Annotated in this window: 24 protein-coding genes, 1 tRNA gene and 1 pseudogene; 18 read left to right on the top strand and 8 right to left on the bottom strand. The window is 77.0% G+C overall.

Features of this window, described 5'->3' with window-relative positions; all coding sequences use genetic code 11:
• Nucleotides 1-725: metal ABC transporter substrate-binding protein (locus tag ACI798_RS22180; protein ID WP_457048973.1), on the bottom strand; the 725-nt coding region annotated here is incomplete at its 3' end.
• Between the two features lie 65 nt (nucleotides 726-790).
• On the opposite strand from ACI798_RS22180, the gene ACI798_RS22175 reads away from it, so the two are divergent.
• From ACI798_RS22175 to holA, 10 genes and pseudogenes are all read left to right on the top strand, one after another.
• Nucleotides 791-2059 carry a glutamate-5-semialdehyde dehydrogenase gene (locus tag ACI798_RS22175; protein WP_457048972.1) on the top strand — a complete coding sequence of 423 codons (1269 nt, stop codon included), beginning with the start codon at nucleotides 791-793 and terminating at the stop codon, nucleotides 2057-2059.
• A 28-nt stretch (nucleotides 2060-2087) separates the two neighbouring features.
• Nucleotides 2088-2975, top strand: coding sequence for an AAA family ATPase (locus ACI798_RS22170; RefSeq protein WP_456940702.1), 888 nt, complete (start codon nucleotides 2088-2090; stop codon nucleotides 2973-2975).
• Entirely contained in the window at nucleotides 2975-4426 is a 1452-nt protein-coding gene (locus tag ACI798_RS22165) for a vWA domain-containing protein (protein WP_456940701.1), read from the top strand. Before ACI798_RS22170 ends, ACI798_RS22165 begins: the two co-directional genes overlap by 1 nt.
• Nucleotides 4427-4723: 297 nt before the next feature.
• Nucleotides 4724-5446 (top strand): nicotinate-nucleotide adenylyltransferase, encoded by a 723-nt coding sequence (gene nadD / locus ACI798_RS22160; RefSeq protein WP_456940700.1) that lies wholly within the window; start codon nucleotides 4724-4726, stop codon nucleotides 5444-5446.
• Nucleotides 5443-6021 (top strand): ribosome silencing factor, encoded by a 579-nt coding sequence (gene rsfS / locus ACI798_RS22155; protein WP_457048971.1) that lies wholly within the window; start codon nucleotides 5443-5445, stop codon nucleotides 6019-6021. The genes nadD and rsfS overlap by 4 nt, the downstream gene beginning before the upstream one ends.
• On the top strand, nucleotides 6018-6770 hold the full coding sequence (locus tag ACI798_RS22150; protein ID WP_457048970.1) for a histidine phosphatase family protein: 753 nt from the start codon (nucleotides 6018-6020) through the stop codon (nucleotides 6768-6770). Before rsfS ends, ACI798_RS22150 begins: the two co-directional genes overlap by 4 nt.
• A 70-nt stretch (nucleotides 6771-6840) precedes the next feature.
• Complete coding sequence (locus tag ACI798_RS22145; RefSeq protein WP_457048969.1) at nucleotides 6841-7695, top strand: DegV family protein; 855 nt, start codon at nucleotides 6841-6843, stop codon at nucleotides 7693-7695.
• Between the two features lie 134 nt (nucleotides 7696-7829).
• Nucleotides 7830-8744: a ComEA family DNA-binding protein gene (locus ACI798_RS22140; protein ID WP_457048968.1), complete on the top strand. Its 915-nt coding sequence runs from the start codon at nucleotides 7830-7832 to the stop codon at nucleotides 8742-8744.
• A pseudogene (locus tag ACI798_RS22135) lies at nucleotides 8741-10849 on the top strand (ComEC/Rec2 family competence protein); the annotation flags it as partial. The gene ACI798_RS22140 and the pseudogene ACI798_RS22135, both read left to right, overlap by 4 nt.
• Before the next feature lie 310 nt (nucleotides 10850-11159).
• The gene (holA, locus tag ACI798_RS22130; protein ID WP_456940695.1) at nucleotides 11160-12161 is read left to right on the top strand and encodes a DNA polymerase III subunit delta; all 1002 of its coding nucleotides are present in this window, start codon (nucleotides 11160-11162) and stop codon (nucleotides 12159-12161) included.
• An 84-nt stretch (nucleotides 12162-12245) separates the two neighbouring features.
• Here the strand turns inward: holA and rpsT are convergent, their stop codons facing one another.
• On the bottom strand, nucleotides 12246-12506 hold the full coding sequence (gene rpsT / locus ACI798_RS22125) for a 30S ribosomal protein S20 (RefSeq protein WP_456940694.1): 261 nt from the start codon (nucleotides 12504-12506) through the stop codon (nucleotides 12246-12248).
• A gap of 180 nt (nucleotides 12507-12686) precedes the next feature.
• On the opposite strand from rpsT, the gene lepA reads away from it, so the two are divergent.
• Both lepA and ACI798_RS22115 read left to right on the top strand, forming a co-directional pair.
• Complete coding sequence (gene lepA / locus ACI798_RS22120; protein WP_457048967.1) at nucleotides 12687-14516, top strand: translation elongation factor 4; 1830 nt, start codon at nucleotides 12687-12689, stop codon at nucleotides 14514-14516.
• A complete protein-coding gene (locus ACI798_RS22115) occupies nucleotides 14513-15169 on the top strand; it encodes an MOSC domain-containing protein (protein WP_457048966.1) in 657 nt (218 codons plus the stop codon). The genes lepA and ACI798_RS22115 overlap by 4 nt, the downstream gene beginning before the upstream one ends.
• 6 nt (nucleotides 15170-15175) lie before the next feature.
• Here the strand turns inward: ACI798_RS22115 and ACI798_RS22110 are convergent, their stop codons facing one another.
• A complete protein-coding gene (locus ACI798_RS22110; RefSeq protein ID WP_457048965.1) occupies nucleotides 15176-15586 on the bottom strand; it encodes a VOC family protein in 411 nt (136 codons plus the stop codon).
• Nucleotides 15587-15708: 122 nt separating this feature from the next.
• On the opposite strand from ACI798_RS22110, the gene ACI798_RS22105 reads away from it, so the two are divergent.
• Both ACI798_RS22105 and ACI798_RS22100 read left to right on the top strand, forming a co-directional pair.
• Nucleotides 15709-16410 (top strand): LppX_LprAFG lipoprotein, encoded by a 702-nt coding sequence (locus ACI798_RS22105; RefSeq protein WP_456940690.1) that lies wholly within the window; start codon nucleotides 15709-15711, stop codon nucleotides 16408-16410.
• A complete protein-coding gene (locus tag ACI798_RS22100; RefSeq protein WP_457048964.1) occupies nucleotides 16379-18127 on the top strand; it encodes an MFS transporter in 1749 nt (582 codons plus the stop codon). The genes ACI798_RS22105 and ACI798_RS22100 overlap by 32 nt, the downstream gene beginning before the upstream one ends.
• Here the strand turns inward: ACI798_RS22100 and ACI798_RS22095 are convergent.
• The 5 genes from ACI798_RS22095 to selD all read right to left on the bottom strand — a co-directional run bounded on the left by ACI798_RS22095 (nucleotide 18096) and on the right by selD (nucleotide 21826).
• Nucleotides 18096-18410: a hypothetical protein gene (locus tag ACI798_RS22095; RefSeq protein ID WP_457048963.1), complete on the bottom strand. Its 315-nt coding sequence runs from the start codon at nucleotides 18408-18410 to the stop codon at nucleotides 18096-18098. The genes ACI798_RS22100 and ACI798_RS22095 overlap by 32 nt on opposite strands.
• A gap of 14 nt (nucleotides 18411-18424) precedes the next feature.
• Nucleotides 18425-19390 carry a zinc-binding dehydrogenase gene (locus ACI798_RS22090; protein WP_456940687.1) on the bottom strand — a complete coding sequence of 322 codons (966 nt, stop codon included), beginning with the start codon at nucleotides 19388-19390 and terminating at the stop codon, nucleotides 18425-18427.
• 62 nt (nucleotides 19391-19452) lie between these two features.
• The gene (locus tag ACI798_RS22085; RefSeq protein ID WP_457048962.1) at nucleotides 19453-20037 is read right to left on the bottom strand and encodes a hypothetical protein; all 585 of its coding nucleotides are present in this window, start codon (nucleotides 20035-20037) and stop codon (nucleotides 19453-19455) included.
• Between the two features lie 139 nt (nucleotides 20038-20176).
• A complete protein-coding gene (locus ACI798_RS22080) occupies nucleotides 20177-20755 on the bottom strand; it encodes a hypothetical protein (protein ID WP_456940685.1) in 579 nt (192 codons plus the stop codon).
• A gap of 63 nt (nucleotides 20756-20818) precedes the next feature.
• Nucleotides 20819-21826 carry a selenide, water dikinase SelD gene (selD, locus tag ACI798_RS22075; RefSeq protein WP_457048961.1) on the bottom strand — a complete coding sequence of 336 codons (1008 nt, stop codon included), beginning with the start codon at nucleotides 21824-21826 and terminating at the stop codon, nucleotides 20819-20821.
• Between the two features lie 23 nt (nucleotides 21827-21849).
• Here selD and ACI798_RS22070 point away from each other — a divergent pair.
• The 4 genes from ACI798_RS22070 (at nucleotide 21850) to ACI798_RS22055 (ending at nucleotide 25453) form a co-directional block, all read left to right on the top strand.
• Nucleotides 21850-21945 (top strand) — tRNA-OTHER (locus ACI798_RS22070).
• 37 nt (nucleotides 21946-21982) lie between these two features.
• Nucleotides 21983-23293, top strand: coding sequence for an L-seryl-tRNA(Sec) selenium transferase (gene selA, locus ACI798_RS22065; protein WP_456940683.1), 1311 nt, complete (start codon nucleotides 21983-21985; stop codon nucleotides 23291-23293).
• A complete protein-coding gene (gene selB / locus ACI798_RS22060) occupies nucleotides 23284-25029 on the top strand; it encodes a selenocysteine-specific translation elongation factor (protein ID WP_456940682.1) in 1746 nt (581 codons plus the stop codon). The genes selA and selB overlap by 10 nt, the downstream gene beginning before the upstream one ends.
• Nucleotides 25030-25078: 49 nt before the next feature.
• Nucleotides 25079-25453 (top strand): PH domain-containing protein, encoded by a 375-nt coding sequence (locus ACI798_RS22055; protein WP_457048960.1) that lies wholly within the window; start codon nucleotides 25079-25081, stop codon nucleotides 25451-25453.
• Nucleotides 25454-25494 lie beyond the last annotated feature (41 nt).

Below are 25494 nucleotides of genomic sequence, written 5' to 3'. Positions count from 1 at the left end.
GACCCACGCCGGGTGGCCGCCGTCCTGACCGTCCTGTGGCTGGCCGCCTCGTGGGGAGCCCTCCGCCCGCCGCGGTCGCGGGGGGGGGGGGGCCCCGGGGGGCCCCCCCCCCAGTCCGCCAGGCCCTGCTCCATCTCGGCGTCGAGGGCCTCGAGGTCGGTGCGCAGCGCCGCGGCGTTCTCGCGGTAGGTGTCCGCGCCGTCGGGGTCGACCTCGGCCAGCCGGTCGGCCAGGGCGTCGCCGACGTCGGCCAGCCGGGTGGGGTCAAGCCAGAAGTGCGGGTCGACGGCCTCGCCGTCCTCGCCGGCGTGCTCGGCGTGCTCCTCCTCGCTCTCGCCCTCGTGGCCCTGCTCCTCGGCGGCCGGCGACAGGTCGGCGGCCTCGCCGGCGTCCCAGGCGGCGTCCCCGGCCTCGTCGACGGCCTCGTCGAGGCCGGGCTGGAACCCGGCGAGGTAGACGACGAGGTCGGCCTCCGTCAGTGACGCGACGTCCTGCGGGGTCAGCTCCAGGTCGTGGGGCTCGGCGCCCGGCGGGGTGAGCGACTCGACGTCGACGCGGTCGCCGCCGACCCGCTCGGCCGCCCACTGCAGGGGGTAGAAGGCGGCCTCGACCGAGACGCCGTCCGCGGCCGCGGCCTCGTCCTCCCCGGCGGAGCCGCACGCGGCCAGCAGCAGGCCGGTGGCGGCGGCGGTCGTCGCGGCGAGGACGCGCGTCGTCGTGGTCATGAGAACCATTCTCACACAGCGGCGGAGGTGTCTGGCCGGAGGGGGCGGCGCGTACCCTGCGGGGCGTGTCCGACGCCGCCGACCTGCCGCTGATCGGGGCCGCCGCGCTGCGTGCCCGCGCCGCCTCCCGCGTGCTGCGCACCCTCCCGACCGACGTCAAGGACGCCGCGCTCACCGCGATGGCCGAGGCACTGGTCGAGCGGACCGACGAGGTGCTGGCCGCCAACGCCCAGGACGTCGCCGCGGCCGAGGCCGACGGCACGCCGGCGTCCGTGCTCGACCGGCTCCGGCTCGACGCCGGGCGGGTGGCCGGCGTGGCCGCCGCGCTGCGCGAGCTGGTCGCCCTGCCCGACCCGGTCGGCGACGTCGTCCGCGGCTCGCGGCTGCCCAACGGGCTGGAGCTGCGGCAGGTCCGGGTGCCCTTCGGCGTGGTCGGCATCGTCTACGAGGCCCGTCCGAACGTGACCGTCGACGCCGCCGGCCTCTGCCTCAAGAGCGGCAACGCGGCGCTGCTGCGCGGCTCGGCCTCGGCGTACCGGACCAACACCGCGCTGGTCACCGTGCTCATGGAGGCCGGCCAGAAGGCCGGGCTGCCCGAGGGCTCGGTCGAGCTGCTGCCGGCCGACCGCGCCTCGGTGGGCGAGCTGCTGTCCGCGCGCGGGCACGTCGACCTGGTCATCCCGCGCGGCGGCGCCTCGCTCATCCAGCGGGTCGTGCGCGAGGCCCAGGTGCCGGTGATCGAGACCGGCGTCGGCAACTGCCACGTCTACGTCGACGCCTCCGCCGACCCGGCGATGGCCGAGGCGATCGTGCTCAACTCCAAGACCCACCGGGTGAGCGTCTGCAACTCCGCCGAGACGCTGCTCGTGCACCGCGACGTGCCGTTCCTCCCGCGGCTGCTCACCGCGCTCGCCGACGCCGGGGTGACCCTGCACGGCGACCAGGCGACGATCGACGCCGCCGCGCAGTCCGGTCTCCAGGCCGTCGTCCCGGCCACCGACGAGGACTGGGCCACCGAGTACCTGTCGATGGACATGGCGGTGCGCGTCGTCGACGACCTGCCGGCCGCGCTCGAGCACGTCGCGCGGTGGGGGAGCGGGCACAGCGAGGCGATCGTCGCCGACTCCGCGTCGGCCATCGCCGCGTTCACCGCCGGCGTCGACGCCGCCGCCGTCCTGGTCAACGCCTCCACCCGGTTCACCGACGGCGGCGAGTTCGGCTTCGGCGCCGAGATCGGCATCTCCACCCAGAAGCTGCACGCGCGCGGGCCGCTGGGCCTGCCCGAGCTGACCAGCACCACCTACGTCGTCACCGGGAACGGCCACACCCGCTGATCCCCGGCCGCTTGACCTGAGGAGCCGCATGCCCCGCCCGCCGACCCAGTCGCCGCAGTTCTCCTCGGTGGCGGACGTGAGCAAGCGGCTGTCGACCGCCGGGTACCTGCCGGACGCGCAGATCGCGACGACGGTCTTCCTCGCCGACCGGCTGGGCAAGCCGCTGCTGGTCGAGGGCCCGGCGGGCACCGGCAAGACCGAGCTGGCCAAGGCGCTGGCCGCGGCGACGGGCTCGGAGCTGATCCGGCTGCAGTGCTACGAGGGCCTGGACGAGGCCCGGGCGCTGTACGAGTGGAACTACAAGAAGCAGCTGCTGCGCATCCAGGCGGCCCAGGGCGGGGACGGCGCCGACTGGGGCACCGTCCACGACGACATCTTCGGCGAGGAGTTCCTGCTCTCCCGGCCGCTGCTGACCGCGATCCGGCGCACCGAGCCGACCGTGCTGCTCATCGACGAGACCGACAAGGCCGACGTCGAGGTCGAGGGCCTGCTGCTGGAGGTGCTCAGCGACTTCCAGGTGACGATCCCCGAGCTCGGCACGGTGACCGCGACCCGCCGGCCGACCGTCGTCCTCACCTCCAACGCCACCCGCGAGCTGTCCGAGGCGCTCAAGCGGCGCTGCCTGTACCTGTCGCTGGACTACCCCTCGGCCGAGCGGGAGCGGGAGATCGTGCTCTCCCGGGTGCCCGACCTCGCGCCGGGGCTGGCCGAGCAGCTGGTCCGCACCATCCGGGCGCTGCGAGCGATGGAGCTGAAGAAGTCGCCGTCGATCTCCGAGACCCTCGACTGGGCACAGACCCTGCTCGAGCTCGGCCTGGACACCCTCGACGAGACGGCGGTGCGCTCGACGCTCGGCGTGGTGCTCAAGCACGCCAGCGACCAGGACCGCGCCGCCGCCGAGCTGCGGCTCAACTGATGTCCGCGCCGTCGGTGTCCCCTGGGGGGCTGGCCGGTCACCTCGACGGCTTCGTGCGGGCGGTGCGGGAGGCCGGCATCCCGGTCGGGATCAGCCAGGCCGTCGACGCCGCGGAGATCCTCACCGTCGTCGACCTGCTCGACCGCGAGCAGCTGCGGCACGGGCTGGCGGCGGTGCTGCTGCAGCGCGCCTCGCAGCGCCCGGCCTACGACGTGCTGTTCGACCTGTGGTGGCCGCTGTCGGACCGGCCCGCTCCGGGCTCCGCCGACGACGGCGCGGAGCCCTCCGACGGCGAGCCGGGGGCCGACGACGGCTCCACGCTGGACCTGCCCGACGGGCACGGCGACGGCGACGAGCGCGACCTCGCCCAGCGGATGCGCGAGCAGCTGGCCCGGTTGCTGCTCGAGGGCGACGACGAGGCGCTGCGCCGCTTCGCCCGCCAGGCGGTCGAGCAGCTCGGGCGGGCGCCGGCGTCGCCGTCGGGGCAGTCGTACTTCGGCTACCGGGTGATGCGCGCGCTGTCGCCGGACACCCTGGTCACGCAGCTGCTGGCCGGGCTGCTCGGCGACGGCGGCCGGGGCGGGCTGGCCGAGCAGGTGGCCCGGCAGACCGTCCGGGAGCGGCTGGCCGCCTTCCGCTCCGCCGTCGACGCCGAGGTGCGCCGCCGGGCCGCGGCCGACCGCGGGCGGGACCGGGTGGCGAAGAGCGCGGTGCGGCCACTGGCCGAGCAGGTCGACTTCCTGCGCGCCCAGCAGTCCGACCTCGCCGAGCTGCGGCGGGCGGTGGCGCCGCTGGCCCGCCGGCTCGCGGTGCGGCTGTCGGCGCGGCGGCGGATGGGCCGCCAGGGCCGGCTGGACTTCCGCAAGACCGTGCGCGCCTCCCTCGGCACCGGCGGGGTGCCCGTGGTCACCCACCACCGGCCGCGGAAGGTGCACAAGCCGGAGCTGGTCGTGCTCTGCGACGTCAGCGGCTCGGTGGCCGGGTTCAGCCACTTCACGCTGATGCTCACCCAGGCGCTGCGCGAGCACTTCTCCGGCGTCCGCGCGTTCGCCTTCGTCGACTCCACCGACGAGGTGACCCGGTTCTTCCGGCCCGGCGCCGACGTCGCCGGCGCCGTCGCGCGGATCGGCCGCGAGGCCGACGTCGTCGCCTTCGACGGGCACAGCGACTACGGCAACGCCCTCGAGGTGTTCGCCGACCGCTGGCCCACCGCCGTCGGGCCGAAGACCTCGCTGCTGGTGCTCGGCGACGGGCGGACCAACTACCGCCAGCCCGGCCTGCCGGTGCTCGCCGACTTGGTCCGCCGCGCCCGCTCGGCGCACTGGCTCAACCCCGAGCCGCGGCGGCTGTGGGGGAGCGGTGACTCCGCCGCCGACCGCTACGGCGAGGTCGTCGACATGGTCGAGTGCCGCAACGCCACCCAGCTGGCGGAGTTCGTCACCACGCTCTGACCCCACCCGGTGCCGGCGACACGCCCGGGGGACCCCTCTCCGAGACCGCTCGTAACCGGTGGACGGCTGGGCCGTTGGTCAGCGCGGGCACCGAGGCGCGACACGGTGCCCGGCCCGTGCTCCCGTCGTCGCGGCCGGGAGCCGGGCGGCGCGACCGACGGCACGGGGGTGCCGGTCGCGAGCGGACGGTCCCGTCCCGACGGCCGGGTGCGGCGGCGCCCTGCGCCCGGCCGTCCGGGGACCGCACCCGCCGGGTGCACCCGGGCCACGCGGGCGCCGCCCGGCTAGGCTCGATCGGTGGCTGGTACCCGGGTCGGCGTGATGGGTGGGACGTTCGACCCCATCCACCACGGTCACCTGGTCGCCGCCAGCGAGGTGGCCGGGCTGTTCGGTCTGGACGAGGTGGTCTTCGTCCCCACCGGCCAGCCCTGGCAGAAGACCGAGCGCGAGGTCAGCCCCGCCGAGGACCGCTACCTCATGACCGTCATCGCCACCGCCTCCAACCCGCGGTTCTCCGTCAGCCGCGTCGACGTCGACCGCGAGGGCCCGACCTACACGATCGACACGCTCACCGACCTGCACGCCCAGCGTCCCGACGCCGAACTGTTCTTCATCACCGGTGCCGACGCGCTGGCGCAGATCCTCAGCTGGCGCGACAGCGACCGGTTCCTCCGGCTGGCCCACTTCATCGGGGTCACCCGGCCCGGGTTCACCCTCGCCGACGGGCACCTGCCCGAGGGCGCGGTCAGCCTGGTCGAGGTCCCGGCCCTGGCGATCAGCTCCACCGACTGCCGCGACCGCGTGGCCCGCGGCATGCCGGTCTGGTACCTCGTGCCCGACGGCGTGGTGCAGTACATCGAGAAGCGGGGCCTGTACCGCGCCGGCGGCCGGCGCTCGCCGGGCCCGCGCGGTGACCGGCCCACCTACGACCGCCCACCGGCCGCCCCCGCGCCCGCGGACCCGGCCGGTCCCCACCCCACCGCCCCACCGTCTGCCCACCTCCGGGAGGTGCCCCGATGACCGCCTCCGCCGAGGCCCGGGAGACCGCGCTGCTCGCCGCCCAGGCCGCCGCGGACAAGCTCGCCACCGACGTCTCGATCGTCGACGTCAGCGACCGCCTGGCCATCACCGACGCGTTCGTGCTCGCCGCGGCGCCCAACGAGCGCCAGGTGCAGGCGATCGTCGACGAGGTCGAGGAGCGGCTGCGCCGGCACGGCGTGAAGCCCGTCCGCCGCGAGGGCGTCGCCGAGGCCCGCTGGGTGCTGCTGGACTTCGTCGACGTCGTGGTGCACGTCCAGCACGCCGAGGAGCGCGCGTACTACGCCCTCGAGCGGCTGTGGAAGGACTGCCCGACCATCCCGTTCGTCGACCGCGCGGCCCCGCCCGCCGCCGACGGCGCACCCCCCGGGACCGGCACGCTGTCCACCGACGACGTCGACCCGGGCAGCTCCGACCCGGTCCCGCTGGCGCCCGACCCGACCGAGGACCTCACCGAGGACGACCTCACCGACGAGGACGCCCTCGAGGACGACCCGCTCCAGGACGAGCCCCTCGGCGGCGGTGCCGACGGGGACCCGGGGACGACCGGCCGGTGACGGCTCCCGCCGCCCTCGACCTGCCGGTGCCCCGGCTGGTCGTCTGGCGGCACGGGCGGACCGAGTGGAACGCCACCGGGCGCTTCCAGGGCCAGATGGACCCGCCGCTGGACGCCGAGGGCCGGGCGCAGGCCGCCCGCACCGCACCGCACCTGGTGGCCGCCGGGCTCACGCCCGGGACGACCGTCGTCGTGGCCAGCGACCTGGTCCGCGCCGCCGACACCGCCGCCGCGCTGACCGGCCTGCTCGGCGTGCCGCTGCGGCTGGACGAGCGACTGCGCGAGCACGGGCTGGGCTGCTGGGAGGGGCTCACCCGCGCCGAGGTCGCCGAGCGCCACCCCGAGCAGTACGCCGACTGGATCGCGGGGCGGCCGGTGCAGGGCCGCGGCGGCGAGGAGGCCACCGACGTCGCCCGCCGCGCGCTGGCCGCGCTCCACGACCTGCCGCCGGCCGAGGTGGCCGTCGTCGTCACCCACGGCGGGACCGCCGGCCGGCTCGTCGAGGCCCTGCTCGAGCTCGGCCCGCAGCACCGGCGGGTGTTCGGGCCGCTGGCCAACTGCGGCTGGAGCGAGCTGGCCCGCCAGGGGGACCGGTGGCGGCTGATGCGGCACAACGCCGTCGTCGCCGCCCTGCCGGGCCGGGTCGAGGGACCGGCCGTCGCCGCCCCGGCGCCGGTCCCGGCCGACGCCGCGGCCACCCCCGAGGGCGCCGCACCCCCGCCCACCCAGGACGCCGACGCGGTCCTCTGAGGACACCCGCCGGACACCGGCCGTCCGCCTGCGCGTCGGCCCTCGGCCGGCGTCGGGCTAGCCTCCCCTGGTGTCCGTCGCCGTGGTCACCGACTCCACGGCCTACCTGCCGGCCGACCTCGTCGCGCGGTACGGCATCGAGGTGGTCCCGCTCTACGTCGTCCTCGCCGGGCACTCCGGCCGGGAGGGCACCGAGATCACCCCGGAGGACGTTGCCCGGGCGCTGACCTCCCGCGGCCAGCACGTCTCGACCTCGCGGCCGACCCCCGGCGACTTCGTCGCCGCCTACCGCCGCCGGCTGGCCGAGGGCGCCGACCGGGTGGTGTCGGTCCACCTGTCCGCCGAGCTGTCGAGCACCTGGGACGCCGCCCGGATGGCCGCCGCCCAGGTCGGGGAGCACCTCGTCACCGTCGTCGACTCGCGGTCGACGGCCATGGGCACCGGCTTCCCCGTGCTCGCCGCCGCCCGCGCGGCGGCCGACGGCGCCACCGCCGCCGAGGTCGCCGCCGTGGCCGCACGGACCGCCGCGCGCACCCGCACGCTGTTCGTCGTCGACACCCTCGAGCACCTGCGCCGCGGGGGCCGCATCGGCTCGGCCGCCTCGCTGCTGGGCACCGCCCTGGCGGTCAAGCCGGTGCTGCACGTCGCGGAGGGGAGGGTCGTCCCCCTGGAGCGGGTGCGCACCTCCGCGCGTGCCCTCGCCCGGTTGGTGAAGCGCGCGGAGGAGGCCGCCGGTGGTCCGGGCGCCTCCCTCGCCGTCCACCACCTGGCCGCGCCCGAGCGCGCCCAGCGCCTGGCGGCCGAGCTGCAGCGCGCCGTGCCCGACGTCGGGGAGCTGCACGTCAGTGAGCTGGGCGCGGCGGTCGGCGCGCACGTCGGGCCGGGCGCGGTCGGCGTCGTGGTGACCCCGGCGGACGGGGACTGAGCGAGGGGCGGACACGGCGCGCAGCGTGCACCGGCTCCCGTCGGACGGCCCGCGCCCGTCCACAGCCCGCACCGCCGTCCACAGCTCCTCACGGAGCAGTCCTCCCGGGCGGCGGCCTGCCTAGCGTCCGCCGCGTGCGCCTGACCTCCCGCCGCGACCCCGCCGCCGACGTCATCCGTGCCCGCCTGCGGGTGCTGCTCGACGAGGGCCGGCGCTCGGGCTGGCTGCCCGACGACGACCCGCTCGAGTCCCCGCCGGGCACCGGCGTGGCCCTCCTCCGCCGCCCGGAGCCGCCCGGGGGCCGAGGCGAGGACGACCTCGGCACCCACCTCGACGACGAACGGGACGACCCGGACGACCAGGCGGACGGTCGGCTGCCGGGCGGGCTCGGCCGGCACCGGGCGCCCGGGCGGGCGGTGCGCCTGGACCCCGGCCGGCGCGGCGGCGCGGCGCTGTGGCTCACCGGTCTGCTGGTGGCGCTGCTGCTCGCCGGGTGGACCTGGCTGCAGCGGCCGGAGGTGGAGCCGGCACCCGAGCCCGTCCCGGCCGGGGGCGAGCCCGTCGCGGCCGGGGTCGAGCCCGCACCGGCCGCCACCACGGAGTCCGCGCCCGCGGAGGCGGCCGGGGCGCGCACGACGGTCGTGGTCTCGGTCGTCGGCCTCGTCGTCACGCCCGGCCTGGTGACGCTGCCCGAGGGTGCCCGGGTCGCCGACGCGGTGGCCGCGGCCGGCGGCCTCCTGCCCGAGGCCGATCCCGCCTCGGTCAACCTGGCCGCGGTCGTCAGCGACGGGCAGCAGATCGCCGTCGGCGTCCCGGGAGCGGCTCCCGCGCCGGCCGCCGGGGGAGCGGCCCCGGCCGGCCCGCTGGACCTCAACGCGGCCACGGTCGCCGACCTCGACGCCCTGCCCGGCATCGGCCCGGTGCTCGCCCAGCGCATCGTCGACCACCGCGAGCAGCACGGCCGGTTCACCAGCGTCGAGCAGCTCGACGACGTCCCGGGCATCGGCCCCGCCGTCTACGGCGACCTGGCCGACCTGGTCCGGGTGTGAGCGCCCTCCCGGACCGGCGCTGGTCGTGGCTGGACCTGCGCCTCGTCCCGGCCGCCGCCGCGGTCTGGGCGGTCACCCTCGCGGCCGGCCTGCTGTCGCCGCCCGTCCTGCTCGTCCTGGCCGGCGCGGCCACGCTGGGGGCGGTGCTGCTCGTCCGGCACCGGGGACGGGCCGGCGTCCTCGTGCTCCTCGCCGTGCTCGCCGCGGTGGCCACCACCGCGACGGTCGCCGCGGTCCGCGGGGCCGCCCGCGCCGCCTCCCCGCTGGCCGACGTGGCGGCCGGCCGCACGGTCGAGGTGGTCCTGGAGGCCGACGGCGACCCGCGGCGCGTCGCCGGCGTCGGCCCGCCCCGGCTGGCTCTCGACGTCACGGTCACCGCGGTGACCGACCGGGCGGCCACGGTGTCGCTGACCGCCGCCGCCGTGCTGTTCGCGCCCGCGGAGGACTGGACCGGCGTGCTGCCCGGGCAGGTGGTGCGCACGAGGGTGGCGGTGGCGACCGCACCCGCCACCGACGGCGTCGTGGCGCGGCTGTCGGCCCGCGGCCCACCGGAGCCGGTCGAGGGGCCGTCCCGGCTGCAGCGCGCCGCCGGTGCCGTCCGCGACGGGCTGGCCGCCTCCGCCCGGCGCGTGCTGCCCGCACCCGCGGACGGGCTGCTGCCCGGCCTGGTCGTCGGCGACACGCGGAGCCTGGACCCGGTGCTGGAGGAGGACTTCCGCCGCGCGGGCCTGTCCCACCTCACCGCTGTCTCCGGCGCCAACGTGGCGATCGTCCTCACCGGCGTGCTGGCGCCGCTGCGCCGGCGGGCGGTCGACCGCCGGGTGCAGGCAGCAGTGGCCCTCGCGGTCCTCGCCGGCTTCGTGGTGCTGGTCCGGCCCGACGCCAGCGTCGTCCGGGCGGCGGCCATGGGCGCGGTCACCCTGCTCGCCCTGGCCTCCGGCCGCACACGGGCCGCGGTCCCCGCGCTGGCCGCGTCGGTGGCGGTGCTCCTGCTGCTCGACCCGCGGCTGGCCCGGGACGCCGGGTTCGCCCTGTCGGTCGCGGCGACGGCGGCGATCGTGCTGCTGGCGCCCCGCTGGTCGCGCCGGCTGCAGCGCCGGGGCTGGCCGCGCACGCCTGCCGACGCGGTGGCGGTGGCCGCGGCCGCCGGGCTGGCCACCGCGCCGCTGGTGGCGGGCCTGTCCGGGCTGGTCAGCCCGGTGTCGCTGCCGGCCAACCTGCTCGCCGCGCCCGCGGTGGCGCCGGCGACCGTGCTCGGCCTGCTGGCCGCCGTCGTGGGGCCGGCCGTGCCGGTCGCCGGGGACGGCCTCGTGTGGCTGGCCGGCTGGCCGGTGCGGTGGCTGGTCGCCGTGGCGCGCACCGCGGCGGCGCTGCCCGACGGCGCGACCGGCTGGCCGGCCGGCACCGGTGGCGCGCTGCTGCTCACGGTCCTGCTGCTCGCCGGCGGGCTGCTGCTGTGGCGGTACCGGCGGCTGCGCCCGCTGGGGCTGGCCGCAGTGCTCGGGCTGGTGCTGCTCGGCTGGCCGCTGCGCCAGGTCGCCGACGGCTGGCCCCTGCCGGGGACCGTGCTGGTCGCCTGCGACGTCGGCCAGGGCGACGCGCTGGTGCTCCCGACCGGCCCGGGCGAGGCCGTGCTCGTCGACGCCGGCCCGGAGGTGGGCCCGGTCGACCGCTGCCTGGACCGGCTGGGCGTCGACCGGCTGCCGCTGGTGCTGCTGTCGCACCTCGACGCCGACCACGTCGGCGGGCTGGCCGGCGCGCTGGACGGGCGGGAGGTCGGCGCCTTCGCCACCGGCACGCTGTCCCCGGCCGACGAGCGGGCCGGCGACCTGGCGCGCGCCGCCGCCCGGGCCGGGGCGCGCCGCGAGGTCCTCGTCCCCGGCGACCGCCGCGACGTGGGCGGCACCCGGCTCGAGGTGCTGGCGCCGCCGCCGGAGATCGCGACCGCCGCGGCCGAGCCCAACGACCTCTCGCTGGTCGTGCGGGTCACCGTGCGCGGCGTGCGGGTGCTGCTCACCGGCGACCTGGGTGCGGCCGCCGAGGAGCGGGTCCTCGACCGGGGCGTGGACCTGCGCGCCGACGTGCTCAAGGTCCCGCACCACGGCAGCGCCGACGCCGCCCCGGCCTTCCTCGCCGCGACCGGCGCCCGGGTGGCGCTGGTCAGCGTCGGCGCGGAGAACACCTACGGGCACCCGGCGCCACGGCTGCTGTCGCTGCTGGCCCGGGAGGGCATGCAGGTCCACCGCACCGACCGGGAGGGCGACCTGGCCGTCGTCGGCTCGGCAGGGGAGTGGGGCGTCGCCGCCCGCGGTGGAGGAGAGGTGCAGGCCGGGGCGGTGCACCCCGCCGACGGCGGCGTGCCGGGCGGACCCGCGGTGCGGCCGGACCGTCGGCGGGCCGTGACACCATCGGGGCGTGGCAGCGGCACCCCCGGCACCGACCTCCCGCCTGCGGGCCGTCGTCGGGGAGGAGGAGCTGCTGCGCTCCCGCGCCGTGGCCGCCGTGCGCGCCGCCGTCCTCGAGCGCCACCCCGCCGCGGAGGTGCACGAGCTGGTCGCCGCCGGCCTGCCGGTCGGCCAGCTCGCCGACGTGCTGGCGCCGTCGCTGTTCGGCGAGCACCGGCTGGTCGTCGTCAGTGGGGTGCACGAGGCCGCGGGCGCCCTGGTCGACGCGCTGACCGGCTACTGCAAGGACCCCGATCCCGACCTCACGCTGGTCGTCGTCCACCACGGCGGCAAGCGCAACGAGGCGCTGGTCAAGGCGTTCACCGCGGCCGGGGCGGCGCTCGACGAGTGCGCCAAGATCTCCTCGCCCGGCGACCGGGCGGCGTTCGTCCGCAACGAGGTGCGCACGGCCGGCGGCCGGATCACCCCCGACGCGGTGGCCGCCCTGGTCGACGCGGTCGGCGGGGACCTGCGGGCGCTGTCGTCGGCGGCCACCCAGCTGGTCGCCGACTTCGGCGGGGCCATCGACGCCGACGCCGTCGCCCGGTTCCACCGCGGGCAGGCCGAGGTCACCGGCTTCACCGTCGCCGAGAAGGTGCTGGTGGGGGACCGCCAGGGCTCGCTGGAGACGTTGCGGTGGGCGCTGGACCGCGGGGTCGCGCACGTGCTCATCGCCGACGCGATCGCCGACGGCATCCGCACCGCGGCCCGGGTCACCTCGCTGAACACCTCCAACACCGGCGACCTCGCGCGGGCGCTCAAGCTGCCGCCGTGGAAGGTGAAGAAGGCCCAGACCCAGGCCCGCGGCTGGAGCATCGAGGGCCTGCAGCAGGCGATCGGGGTGGCCGCCGAGCTCAACGCCGACGTCAAGGGCGTGGCCGCGAGCGCCGACTACGCGCTCGAGCGGGCCATCCGCCGGATCGTCGACATCCGCGCCACCACCGGCCGCGGCCGGGCCCGCGCCGGCTACTGAGCGGCCGGGCCCGCGCCCCCGGAAAGCGACGGGCCCCCGTCCTCCGGGAGGGAGGACGGGGGCCCGGGAGCGCTGGGGCGCAGCTCAGAGGCTGGTCAGCTGCTTGGCCATGCCCGACTTGCGGTTGGCGGCCTGGTTCTTGTGGATGATGCCCTTGCTGGCGGCCTTGTCGAGGGCCTTGCCGGCCTTCTGCAGCGCCGCGGTCGCGGCCTCGGTGTCGCCGGTGGCGGCGGCCTCGCGGAAGCGGCGGACGGCCGTCTTCAGGGCGGACTTGACGGCGACGTTGCGCTGGCGCGCCTTCTCGTTCGTCTTGTTCCGCTTGATCTGGGACTTGATGTTCGCCACGCGTGAGCCTCGGTGTCTCGCAGGAGGGAAAGGGTCTGTCGGTGCGTCCGGACGGCATGCGTCAGCGGACCGGCCTGCCAGGTTACCAGCGTGCGGCGCGCCGTCCCACCCCGGCTGCCGGCAGGCCCCTCCGGCACGGTGCTCCACCGCGGTGCCCCGGCGTGGGACGATGGCGGCACTGTGACGACTCCCGCTGCCACCGATCCCACCCGGATCCGGAACTTCTGCATCATCGCCCACATCGACCACGGCAAGTCGACGCTGGCCGACCGGATGCTCGAGGTGACCGGGATCATCGAGGCGCGGCAGATGCGCGCGCAGTACCTCGACCGGATGGACATCGAGCGCGAGCGCGGCATCACCATCAAGGCCCAGAACGTGCGCCTGCCCTGGAAGGTCGGGGACACCGGGTACGTCCTCGACATGATCGACACCCCGGGCCACGTCGACTTCACCTACGAGGTGTCCCGGTCGCTGGCGGCCTGCGAGGGCGCGGTCCTGCTGGTCGACGCCGCGCAGGGCATCGAGGCGCAGACCCTGGCCAACCTCTACCTGGCCCTGGAGAACGACCTCACGATCATCCCGGTCCTCAACAAGATCGACCTGCCGGCCGCCCAGCCCGAGAGGTACGCCGCCGAGATCGCGCACATCATCGGCTGCGACCCCGAGGACGTCCTCAAGGTCAGCGGCAAGACCGGCGAGGGTGTGCCTGAACTGCTGGACGCGATCGTCGCGCAGATCCCCCCACCGGAGGGCGACGCCGAGGCCCCGGCCCGCGCGATGATCTTCGACTCGGTCTACGACATCTACCGCGGCGTCATCACCTACGTCCGCGTCGTCGACGGGCGGATCTCCAGCCGCGAGCGCATCCGGATGATGTCGACCGGCGCCACCCACGAGCTGCTCGAGATCGGCGTCATCTCGCCCGAGCCCAAGCCGGTCGACGGCCTCGGCGTCGGTGAGGTCGGCTACTTCATCACCGGGGTGAAGGACGTCCGCCAGTCCCGCGTCGGCGACACCGTCACGCTGCAGCACCGCCCGGCCGCCGAGCCGATCGGCGGCTACAGCGACCCCAAGCCGATGGTCTACTCCGGCCTCTACCCGATCGACGGCAGCGAGTACCCGCTGCTGCGCGAGGCGCTGGACAAGCTGCTGCTCAACGACGCGGCCCTGACCTACGAGCCGGAGACCTCCGCGGCGCTCGGCTTCGGCTTCCGCGTCGGCTTCCTCGGCCTGCTGCACCTGGAGATCGTCCGCGAGCGGCTCGAGCGCGAGGCCGGCATCAGCCTGATCTCCACCGCGCCCAACGTCGTCTACCGGGTGGTGATGGAGGACGGCACCGAGCACACCGTCACCAACCCCAGCGACTGGCCCGAGGGCAAGATCGACAAGGTCTTCGAGCCGGTCGTCAACGCCACGATCATCGCGCCCAGCGACTACACCGGCGCGATCATGGAGCTGTGCCAGAGCCGGCGCGGCCAGCTCGGCGGCATGGACTACCTGAGCGAGTCCCGCGTCGAGCTGCGCTACACGCTGCCGCTCGGCGAGATCATCTTCGACTTCTTCGACGCGCTGAAGTCGCGCACCCGCGGCTACGCCAGCCTCGACTACTCCGAGGCCGGCGAGCAGGAGTCCTCGCTGGTGAAGGTCGACATCCTGCTGCAGGGCGAGGCGGTCGACGCGTTCAGCGCGATCGTGCACAAGGACAAGGCCTACGGCTACGGCGTGATGATGGCCGGCAAGCTGCGGGAGCTCATCCCGCGGCAGCAGTTCGAGGTGCCGATCCAGGCCGCCGTCGGCTCCCGGGTGATCGCCCGCGAGACCGTCCGCGCCATCCGCAAGGACGTCCTCGCCAAGTGCTACGGCGGTGACATCACCCGCAAGCGGAAGCTGCTGGAGAAGCAGAAGGAGGGCAAGAAGCGGATGAAGATGGTCGGCCGCGTCGAGGTCCCCCAGGAGGCGTTCGTCGCCGCGCTCTCCACCAACGAGCCCGCAGCCGGCAAGAAGTGAGCGGGCGGCTCCTCGCCGTCTGCGTCTCCGGCTCCGACCTGCTGCCGCTCCCCGGGCGCCGGCCCGACCGCAGCGGCATCGACAAGCGCCCGCGGCCCGGCCGCGTCGCCGTCGGCGAGCTCGGCCTGGACGGCGACGTCCAGGTCAACCGGAAGTACCACGGCGGGGAGGGGCAGGCGGTCTACGCCTACGCCCAGGAGGACGCCGACGTCTGGGCCGCCGAGCTCGGCCGCGACCTGCCTCCGGGCCGGTTCGGGGAGAACCTGCGGACGGCGGGTCTGGATCTGACCGCCGCCGAGATCGGCGAGCGCTGGCGGGTCGGGACGGCGCTGCTCGAGGTGACCGCGCCGCGCATCCCGTGCGCCAACTTCGCCCGCTTCTGGGACGTCCCCGACCTGGTCAAGCGGTTCACCGCGCGCGGCGCGACCGGCGCCTACCTGCGGGTGCTGGAGACCGGCGCGGTCGGCGCCGGCGACGAGGTCACCGTCGTCGAGCGGCCCGGCCACGGCGTCACCACCGGCTTGGCGTTCCGCGCGCTGACCACCCAGCGGTACCGGATCGCCCAGCTCGAGCCGGCGCTGGCGTCGTTCCCGGTCAAGGACCGGCCGAAGCTGGCGGCGCGGATCGCCGCGAGGACCGCCGCCCCGGCCTGAGCGCGCTCAGTGCAGCCAGGGCGCGAAGGACAACCCGACCACCAGCCCCTCCGGCGACTGCAGCCGGGCGACCGTCTGCCCCCACGGCTCGGTGCGCGCCCCGTGCAGCAGCGTGTGCCCCCGGTCCTCGAGCTCGGCCGCGCCGGCCGCCACCGCGTCGGCGCCGGCGAGCTCGAACTCGATGCTCGCCTGCGGCACCGGGCGGTCCGCCGGCCAGTCGGAGGCGCCGAAGCAGGCCTGCGCGGCCTGGGTCAGCGGCCAGACGCCGAAGTGCCGGCTGCCCTCGATCCGCTCGCTGGCGACGTACTCGCCGTCCATCCGCTCCAGGGGCAGGCCCAGCGCGTCGACGTACAGACGGCGGCTGGTCGCGGGGTCCGCGGTGATCACGCTGACGCCGGCGATGAACAGGACGTCCACGGCCCCCAGCGTGGACCCGCCGCCCCGACCGCGGGACCCCCCGCCGCCTGCGTCTGCGGGTCACCGCGACGCGCTACCGTGCCCGCGCCGGGGGCCGACCGGCACGGACGGGGAGGACGACGATGGTGCTGCGCCGCGCTGCCGCGACGGTGGCCGGGCTGGTGGTCGCGGTGTCCGCGCTGGCCGGCTGCGGCGGGGGCGAGCCGGAGGAGTCCGCCGACGACCTGCTCGCCCGCGCGAAGACCACGCTCGACGAGACCGAGTCGCTGCACTTCGTGCTGACCAGCGAGGGCGCGCCGACCACCGGCACCGCGCTGGTCGGCGGCGAGGGCGACGTCCTCCGCCCGGCGTCGTTCGAGGGCACCCTGCAGGTGCTGGCCGTCGGCTCGGCGCTCGACCTCGCCGTCGTCTCGGTCGACGGCACCGTCTACGCACAGCTGCCGTTCACCAGCGGCTACAGCGTCGTCGACCCCGCGCAGTTCGGCTTCGGCGACCCCGGCGCGCTGCTGGACCCCGACACCGGCATCTCGCAGCTGCTCGCCCAGGCCGACGCCGCCGAGCTGGGGGAGGAGCGCCGGGTCGACGGCGAGGTGGTGCGCGAGGTGACCGCCGAGATCCCCGGCGACCTGGTCGAGCAGGTGCTCACCAGCGAGGACCCGAGCCAGCCGGTGGAGGCCCGCTTCGCCGTGGCTCCCGAGTCGGGTGAGCTGCGCCGCGCCGAGCTGACCGGCCCCTTCTTCGCCGCCGACCAGGACGCCACCTTCACCCTCGAGCTCTCCGACCCCGGCGACGATGTCGAGATCACCGCACCGCCTGCCGGCTGAGCCGCAGGCACCCGCGGTCCCGGGGCTGCCGCTGGTCGTCCTCGCCACGCTGGCGGTGCTGGTCACCGCGGCCGACACCTACGTCGTCGTCCTCGCGCTGCCGGACATCCTCACCGGGGTCGGCGTCGGCATCGACGAGCTGCAGCGGGCGACGCCGATCGTCGGCGGCTTCCTGCTCGGCTACACCGCCACGCTGCCGCTGCTGGGCCGGCTGGCCGACTTGCGCGGCCGGGTGCCGGTGCTCGCCGGCTGCCTGCTGCTGTTCGCGCTGGGTTCCCTGTTGACCGCGACGGCCACCGACCTGGGCCCGGCCGTCGCCGGCCGCGGGCTGCAGGGCGTGGGCGCCGGCGGGCTGGTCCCGGCCACGCTGGCGCTGGTCGCCGACCGGTGGCCGCCCGAGCGCCGGGCGGTGCCGCTGGGCGTGGTCGGCGCGGTGCAGGAGGCCGGCGCGGTGCTCGGCCCGCTGGCCGGCGCCGCGGTGCTCGCGGTCAGCGACTGGCGGGCGGTGTTCTGGCTCAACCTGCTGCTCGGGCTGGTCCTCGCCGCGGGCGTGGTGCTCACCGGCGGCGGCCGGCGGCCCGACCCCGTCGGCCTGGTCCTGCTGCTGCTCACCGGCGCCGCCGCCGGGCTGCAGCTGGCCGCGCCGGCCGCGCTCGCCGAGGACGTCACGCTCGGCCTGGCCTGGGTGCCGCTGGCCGACGGCGTGACCGCGTCGACGCCGCTGGCGCTGGCCGCCGTCGTCGCCGGGCTGGCCCTGGTCGCGCGCAGCCTCGCGCACCCCGCCGGCGCGGTGCTGCCGCTGCGCGGGGTCCCGCGGCTGCTCCGCGAGGTCGACGTGCTCGGCTCGCTGCTCGCCGTCGTCGCGCTCGGGGCGCTGGTGTGGGCCTTCGCCGCGGCCGACCCGGCCACCGAGGTCGTCGCGCACGGCCCGGTGCTGCTGCCGGTCGCCGCGCTGGCCGCCACCGGCTTCTGGCTGCACGAGCGGCGCGCGCCCGACCCGGTGCTGCCCCTGGGCGCGCTGCGGCCGGCCGGCGCGTGGGGTGCGCTGCTGGTCAACCTGCTGGTCGGGGTGGCGCTGGTGGTCGCGCTGGTCGACGTCCCGCTGTTCGCCCGCGCGACGACGACGCCCGGCGACCAGCTCGGCGCCGCGCTCGTGCTGGTGCGGCTGCTGGTCGCCGTCCCGGTGGGCGCGGTCGCCGGCGGCTGGCTGTGCCGGGTGCTGCCCCCGCGGCTGGTCGCGGCCGGCGGCACGGTGCTCGCCGCGCTGGCGCTGTGGGCGATGACCGGCTGGGGCGAGACGTCGCTGGACCGGTGGTGGTCCACGGTCGTGCTGCTGGCCGCGGGGCTCGGGTTCGGCCTGGCGATCGCGCCGGTCAACGCGGTGCTCCTGGCGGTCACCGGGCCGGCCGTGCACGGCAGCGCGAGCGCGCTCGCCGTCGTCGCCCGGACCGTGGGGATGCTGGTCGGGCTGTCGCTGCTCACCGCGGTGGCGCTGCGCCGGTTCACCGCCGAGGTCGAGGCGATCGGCTCGCCGCTGACCGTCTGCCCGGACACCCCGGCCGACTGCCCCGCCTACGAGGCGGCCGTCGACCAGGCCGTCCTCACCCAGCTGCACACCGTCTTCGCCGGCGCCGCGGTCGCCGCCGCGCTGGCGGCGGTCGCGGCGCTGGTGCTGCTGCGCGAGGTCAGCCGGGCCCGCGCACCTCGTAGTGCGTGACGGTGTCCTCGCGCTGCACGAGGTACCGGTCGTCCTCGGGGTAGTAGACGGCGGCCTCGAGGTCGTCGCCGGCGAACCCGCGGACCGCCTCCAGCGACTCCCACAGGCTCAGCGCCACGACCTCGGTGCGGCCGTCGCCGAGGTCCCGGGTGAGCACCCAGGCGCCCTCGTTGCCCGGCGTCCGCCGGTACTCGCCCACGCCGGTCTCCTCGACGTAGGCGGCGTAGGCGTCGGCGTCCCCGGTGCGGACCCAGCCCCGCCACACCCGCGCTGTCCTGGCCACGGCCGGCCTCCTCGTCAGAGCGTGAAGACGATCTTCCCGGCGGTGCGGCCCTCGAGCATCCGGCTGAAGCCCTCGCGGGCCTGCTCCAGCGGCAGCTCGACGTCGATGACCGGGCGGACGCCGGTCACCGCGCACATCCGGACCAGCGACTCCAGCTCGTCGCGGGTGCCCATGGTGGAGCCGACCACCGACAGCTGGGTGAAGTACACCCGGTTGAGCTCGGCGCTCGGGTCGTAGCCGGTGGTGGCGCCGGAGGTCACGATGACGCCGCCGGGCTTCAGCGACTTCACGCTGTGGCTCCAGGTCGCCTTGCCGACGGTCTCCATGACGCCGTCGACCCGCTCGGGCAGCCGGGCGCCGGTCTCGAACGCCTGCTCGGCGCCGAGCTCGAGCGCGGCCGCGCGCTTTTCCTCGCTGCGCCCGGTGACCCACATCCGGTAGCCGGCGGCCCGGCCCAGCACGACCAGCGCGGTGGCCACGCCGCCGCTGGCGCCCTGCACGAGCACCGTCTGGCCGGGCCGCAGGCCGGAGCGGACGAAGAGCATGCGGTAGGCGGTGAGCCAGGCGGTGGGCAGACAGGCGGCCTCGGCGAAGGACAGCTCGGCGGGCTTGGGCAGCACGTTGCGCCGGGGGACGGCGACCCGCTCGGCCATCGTGCCCTGGTGCAGCTCGGAGAACAGCGAGCGCTTCGGGTCCAGCGTCTCGTCGCCGGTCCAGCCGGGGCTGGCGACGACGCCGTGGACGACGACCTCGTTGCCGTCCTCGTCGAGCCCGGCCGCGTCGGTGCCCAGGATCATCGGCATCCGCTCCCGCGGCAGGCCCACGCCGCGCAGGCTGAACAGGTCGTGGTGGTTGAGCGAGACGGCCTTCACCTGCACCGTCGTCCAGCCGTCGGGCGCCTCCGGCTCGGGCCGGTCGCCGACCTCCAGGACGGAGAGCGGGTCGTCGGGCGAGGGCGTGGAGACGAAGACGGCGCGCATGCGCCGGACGTTAGGACACCCCCGTCCGGCGGGCGACACCGCGCCCGCCGGACGGCGGCGGCTCAGGCCTTCGGCGGCGGGCAGGCCACGTGCTGGTACTGCAGCCGCGTGTCCCCGGTGTACCCGGACACCTCCACGGTCGCGGTCGGGCCGCCGTCGATCGAGACGGTCACCGACCCGGTGACGGTCGCCTCCCGGACGAGGACCCGGCCGACGCAGTGGTCCAGTTCCTGCGGGAAGCGGGTGGTGTCGCCGGTACCCGTCCACACGAGGTCGACGTCCATCGTCCCGGTGACCTCGACCAGGCCCTGACCCCCGCCGTCGGGCGTGCAGCTCAGCGCCACGTCCTCGCCGGAGAGGGTGGCCGACTCCAACGGGACCAGGGAGGCGGCGGGCGACTCCACCGGTCGGCAGGCGTACCCGGCCGTGTGTGCCTCGAGGTCGACGGTCAGCGCGCCGTCCCGGTTCCCGGTGACCGTGGCGCTCACCCGCAGGTCGCCGCCCTCCTCACCGAGGCCCGTGGTGGCCTTCCACTCCGTCGTCGCGCCGCGGCCCTCGGGCGGTGCCGCGGCGGCCGTGCCCGCCGTGCCGCCCAGTGCCGCCGTGGCCAGCAGCACGGTCAGCGCCCGGGCCGTCCTCGTCCTCATGCCGTCCTCCTCGGGTACCGGTCCCGGACCTCCCGGGCCGGTGCGGGCGGGAGGGTGGCAGCGGCGGCCGGCGACCGGGACGGATCCGTGCGCGGCCGGCCGCGGGTGCGGCGTGTCGTCCCCGACGCGCCGCGGCCGGTCAGGGGCAGGCCGGGACGCCGCGGGAGACCGAGTCGTCGTCGTCGGCCAGGCTGACCGCGACGCCGTCGTAGCCGAGCCCCGGCACGACGACGCGCACCTGCCCGGTCACCACGGCGTGCCGGTCGGTGAGCAGCTCGCGGCAGGCGCCGTCGGGGCTGTCGAGGGCGTACTCGTGGCCGGGGCCCTCCGCGGTCCACGTCAGGTCGACCACGGCGGTGCCGGTGACCTCGCCGGCCGCGGTGTGGGACCCGCAGGTCAGCGCCAGCTCCCCGCGGGCGGTGGCGGAGTCCAGCCCGGCGACGGTCGCGGGCACCCGCTCCTCGGTCAGGCAGTCCCAGCCGAGGACGAAGAACTCGCCGTTGCCGAAGGCGTCCGCGTCCGGCGGGTCGAACACGGTGACGTGCACGAAGACGTCGTCGCTGCCGCTCTCGCCGCCGGCGCCGAGGAACGCGCTGGCGTACCCCGTGCCGCCGTCGTCCGCTGCCTCGGTGGTCGCGGGGGCGGCCGGCGGGGGCGCCGCCGGCCCGCTCCCGCACCCGGCCAGCAGCAGGGCCGCCCCGCCCGCGATCCACCGCACGCCGTCCTCCTCCGCCGTCGCCGGGCGCGGAGGATGGCAGCCGCCGCCGGGCGGGGGAAGGGCCTAGCGGACGACGACCACCGCGTCCTGGCGCGGCACGAACGCGCCGATCACCGGGGCGCCGGGCACCTCGCCGGCCAGCAGCAGCCCGCCGGAGGTCTGCGCGTCGGCCAGCAGCAGCGCCTCGTCCTCGCCGACGGCGGACAGGTCGGTGTGCGGGCGCACCCAGTCGAGGTTGCGCCGGGTGCCGCCGGAGACGAACCCGGCGGCCAGCGCCTCGCGCGCCCCGGCCAGGTAGGGGACCGCGGCGGCGTCGACGACCGCGGTCACCCCGCTGGCGCGCGCCATCTTGTAGAGGTGGCCGAGCAGGCCGAAGCCGGTGACGTCGGTGCCCGCGCGGATGCCGGCGGCCAGCGCGGCGCGGGAGGCGTCCCGGTTGAGCGCGGTCATCGAGGCCACCGCCTCCTCGCTGACCTCGCCGGTGGCCTTCATCCGGTTGTTGAGCACGCCGACCCCCAGCGGCTTGGTCAGCGACAGCGGCGTCCCGGCGACGGCGGCGTCGTTGCGGATGACCCGGTCGAGGTCGAGGACGCCGGTGACCGCCATGCCGTACTTCGGCTCGGGGTCGTCGATCGAGTGCCCGCCGCCGACGTGGCAGCCGGCCTCCTGCGCCGCCTCCAGCCCGCCGCGCAGCACCTCGGCGGCGAGCTCGGCGGGCAGCACGTCGCGCGGCCAGCCGAGCAGGTTGACCGCGACCACCGGGGTGCCGCCCATCGCGTAGACGTCGGACAGCGCGTTGGCAGCGGCGATCCGGCCGAAGGTGTACGCGTCGTCGACGACCGGGGTGAAGAAGTCGGTGGTGAGCACCAGCCCCTGCCCGCCGGCGGTCCGGACGACGGCCGCGTCGTCGCCGTCGTCGAGGCCGACGACCAGCTCGGCGGCCGGGTCGGCCGGGCCGGTGCCGGTCAGCCCGGCGACGACGGCCTCGAGCTCCCCGGGCGGGATCTTGCAGGCGCAGCCGCCGCCGTGTGCGTACCGGGTGAGGCGGATCCGTGCGGGCGCGCTGGTCACGGCCCCACCGTAGGCTGGCCGGCGGAGGCGTCAGGGTGCCTGGTGGCCCCCGCGGCCTCTAAAGCCGGCGTGGCCGAGCAGCTCGGTCAGGCGGGTTCGATTCCCGTCCGCCTCCGCCAGCCTCCCCGCGGGCCGGCGCGCATACGCTCCGCAGCGATGAGCGCCGACCCGCGGCGGGCAGTGCCCCGCACCGACACGCTGCTGGCCGACCCGGCGCTGGCCGACGCCGTGTCGCGCCTGGGCCGGGACCTGGTCAAGGACGCCGTCCGCGCCGTGCAGCAGCGCGTCCGCGCGGGCGAGCTCGCGCCCGAGGACGCGGTCGCCGCCGTCCTCGCCGGCCTGCCCGTGACCGCGTCCGCCCTGCGCCCGGTGCTCAACGCCACCGGCGTCCTCGTGCACACCAACCTCGGGCGAGCGCCGCTGTCGGCCGCGGCCGTCGAGGCGGTGGTCGCGGCCAGCGGCACCACCGACGTCGAGCTGGACCTGGCCACCGGCCGCCGCGGGCCGCGCGGCGAGGCCGCCCTGTCGGCCCTGCTGGCGGCGGTGCCGGCGGCCGGGGCCGCGCTCGTGGTGAACAACTGCGCGGCGGCGCTGGCGCTGGTGGCCACGGCGCTGGGCGGCGAGCTGGTCATCGCCCGCGGCGAGCTGGTCGAGATCGGCGACGGGTTCCGCATCCCCGCCCTGCTGGAGTCGACCGGCGCCCGGCTGCGCGAGGTGGGGACGACGAACCGGGTGACCCTCGACGACTACCGCGACGCCCTGCACGACGACACCGGCGCGGTGCTCAAGGTGCACCCGTCGAACTTCGTCGTCCGCGGCTTCACGCGGGCGGTGCCGGTCCACGAGCTGGCGGAGGCGCTGCACACCAGCGGCGTGCCGCTGGTGGCCGACGTCGGCTCCGGGCTGCTGCGGCCGCACCCGGCGCTGCCCGACGAGCCGGACCTGCAGACGACGCTGGCCGACGGCGCCGACCTGGTGCTCGCCAGCGGCGACAAGCTGCTCGGCGGCCCGCAGGCCGGGCTGGTGCTCGGCCGCGCCGACCTGGTGCAGCGGCTGCGCCGGCACCCGCTGTACCGGGCGCTGCGGGTCGACAAGACGACGCTCGCCGCGCTGGAGGCCACCCTGCGCGGCCCGCAACCGCCGGTGCAGCAGATGCTCGCCGCCGACGTCGCCGGGCTGCGGGCCCGGGCGCGGGCGCTGGCCGGCCGGCTGGCCGACGCCGGGGTCGACGCGCACGCCGTGGACTCCGCCGCGCGCGTCGGCGGGGGAGGGGCGCCCGAGCACCCGCTGCCCAGCGCCGCGGTCTCGCTGCCCGAGCCGTTCGCCGAGCCGCTGCGGCGGGGCGCCCGGCCGGTGGTCGGGTACGTCGCCGACGGGCGCACCCTGCTCGACCTGCGCAGCGTGCCGCCGTCGGCCGACGACGACCTCGCCGCCGCGGTGCTGGAGGTGGCGCGGGCGTGGACGTGATCGCCACCGCCGGCCACGTCGACCACGGCAAGTCGACGCTGGTCCGCGCGCTCACCGGCATGGAGCCCGACCGGTGGGAGGAGGAGCGCCGCCGCGGCCTGACCATCGACCTGGGCTTCGCCTGGACGACGCTGCCCTCGGGCCGGGTGCTGGCCGTCGTCGACGTGCCCGGGCACGAGCGGTTCGTCGGCAACATGCTCGCCGGCGTCGGGCCGGTGCCGGCCGCGCTGGTCGTGGTCGCCGCCGACGACGGCTGGTCGCCGCAGACCGCCGAGCACGTCGCCGTCCTGGACGCGCTCGGCGTGCGGCACGCGCTGCTGGCCGTCACCAAGGCCGACCTCGCCGACCCCGCGCCCGTGCTCGCCGACGCCACCGAGCGGCTGGCCGCGACGTCGATGGGCACGGTCCCGGGCGTGGCGGTGAGCGCGCCGACCGGCCGCGGCGTCCCCGAGCTCACCGCTGCCCTGGAGGCGCTGCTGGCCGGGCTGCCCGCGCCGGACGCCGCCGCGCCGGTGCGGCTGTGGGTCGACCGCGCATTCCCCATCCGCGGCGCGGGCACCGTCGTCACCGGCACCCTGTCCGCGGGGTCGGTGGCGCCCGGCGACCGGCTGCGGCTCGGCGACCGCGAGGTGGGCGTGCGCGGCGTGCAGTCGCTGGGCCGGCCGGTGGAGCGGGCGACGGCGACCGCGCGGGTGGCGCTGAACCTGCGCGGGGTCGCCGTCGAGGACCTCTCCCGCGGCGACGCGCTGGTCACCCCCGGCGCGTTCCGGTCCACCGCGGAGGCCGACGTCGTCCTGGCCCGCGCGCCCGAGGGTCGGCTGCCGGCCGGGGCGGTGCTGCACGTCGGGTCGGCGGCGGTGCCGGTGCGGCTGCGCCCGCTCGACGGGCGGGCGGTGCGGCTGCGGCTGGCGGGCCCGCTGCCGCTGCGGGTCGGCGACCGCGTGCTGCTGCGCGACCCGGGCGCCCGGCGGGTGCTCGGCGCCGACGTCCGCGACGTCGCCCCGCCCGAGCTGCGCCGCCGCGGCGCGGCCCGGCAGCGGGCCGGCGAGCTGGGGCGGCAGCAGGCCGGGCCGGCCGGGGCCGCCGCCGACCTCGCCCGCCGCCGGGTGGTGCGCGCCGACGACTTCGCGGCGATGGGGTGGCCGGTGCCGGGCGACGCCGTCCGCGCCGGGCCGTGGCTGGTGGCGCCCGGGCTGGTCGGCGAGCTGGCCCGCCGGGTGCCCGGGCTGGTGGCCGCGCACCGGCGGGCGCACCCGCTGGAGCCGGGGCCGCCGGTCGCCGTCGTCCGCCGGGAGCTGGACCTCCCCGACGACGACCTGGTGGCCCTGGTCGTCCGGCCGCCGCTGGCCCTGCGCGAGGGCCGGGTGGTGGTGGCCGCCGCCGGGCTGCCGCCGGCCGTGCAGCGGGCGGTCGATGCGATCCGGGCGCGGCTGGCCGCCGACCCGTTCGCCGCCCCGGACGCCGATGAGTTGCGCGCCGCCCGGCTCGGCCCGCGCGAGCTGGCGGCCGCGGTGCGCGACGGGCAGCTGGTGCGCATCGCGGACGGCGTCTACCTGGCGCCCGGCGTGGAGGAGGCAGCCCGCGCCCGGCTGGCCGCGGTGCCGCAGCCGTTCACGCTCAGCCAGGCGCGCTCGGCGTGGGGGACGACGCGGCGGGTGGCCGTGCCGCTCATGGAGTGGCTCGACGCGCGCGGGGTCACCCAGCGGCTGCCCGACGCCACCCGCCGGCTCCGCTGACCCGGCGTGGGACACGGTCGGTGACGTTCCGCTGACCTAGCGTGTCCCGGTGATCGACTTCTCCAACGGCTCGGTGTTCAAGCTGAGCCAGTGCAACCCCCAGGACGTCGCCGGCGACGTCGCCCCGCTGCTCATCCCCGGCGAGCAGCTGTACTTCGCGTTCAAGACGGTGCGCGACTTCGTCGTCTTCACCGACAAGCGGCTGATCGCGGTGAACGTCCAGGGCATGACCGGCCGCAAGAAGGACTTCACCTCGCTGCCCTACAGCAGGATCCAGGCCTTCTCGGTGGAGACCGCGGGCACCTTCGACCTCGACGCCGAGCTGGACCTGTGGTTCAGCGGGCTGGGCAAGGTGCGGCTGGAGTTCAAGGGCAACTCCGACATCCGACAGCTCGGTCAGATGATCGCCACCCACGTGCTCTGAGCGCGGTCGTGCTCTGCACCCGGGTGTGTGCAGAGCACGAC

The organism is Geodermatophilus sp. SYSU D01045 (assembly GCF_054050295.1).
This window is presented reverse-complemented; position numbering and strand designations above follow the sequence as displayed.

What these genes read in the sequence shown, in the direction of transcription:
- ACI798_RS22165 (WP_456940701.1), top strand. Translation starts at nt 2,975, where the DNA reads ATGTCCGCGCCGTCGGTGTCCCCTGGGGGGCTGGCCGGTCACCTCGAC.
- ACI798_RS22170 (WP_456940702.1), top strand. Translation starts at nt 2,088, where the DNA reads ATGCCCCGCCCGCCGACCCAGTCGCCGCAGTTCTCCTCGGTGGCGGAC.
- selA (WP_456940683.1), top strand. Translation starts at nt 21,983, where the DNA reads ATGAGCGCCGACCCGCGGCGGGCAGTGCCCCGCACCGACACGCTGCTG.
- ACI798_RS22100 (WP_457048964.1), top strand. Translation starts at nt 16,379, where the DNA reads ATGTCGAGATCACCGCACCGCCTGCCGGCTGAGCCGCAGGCACCCGCG.
- ACI798_RS22085 (WP_457048962.1), bottom strand. Translation starts at nt 20,037, where the DNA reads ATGAGGACGAGGACGGCCCGGGCGCTGACCGTGCTGCTGGCCACGGCG.
- ACI798_RS22105 (WP_456940690.1), top strand. Translation starts at nt 15,709, where the DNA reads ATGGTGCTGCGCCGCGCTGCCGCGACGGTGGCCGGGCTGGTGGTCGCG.
- ACI798_RS22090 (WP_456940687.1), bottom strand. Translation starts at nt 19,390, where the DNA reads ATGCGCGCCGTCTTCGTCTCCACGCCCTCGCCCGACGACCCGCTCTCC.
- rsfS (WP_457048971.1), top strand. Translation starts at nt 5,443, where the DNA reads ATGACCGCCTCCGCCGAGGCCCGGGAGACCGCGCTGCTCGCCGCCCAG.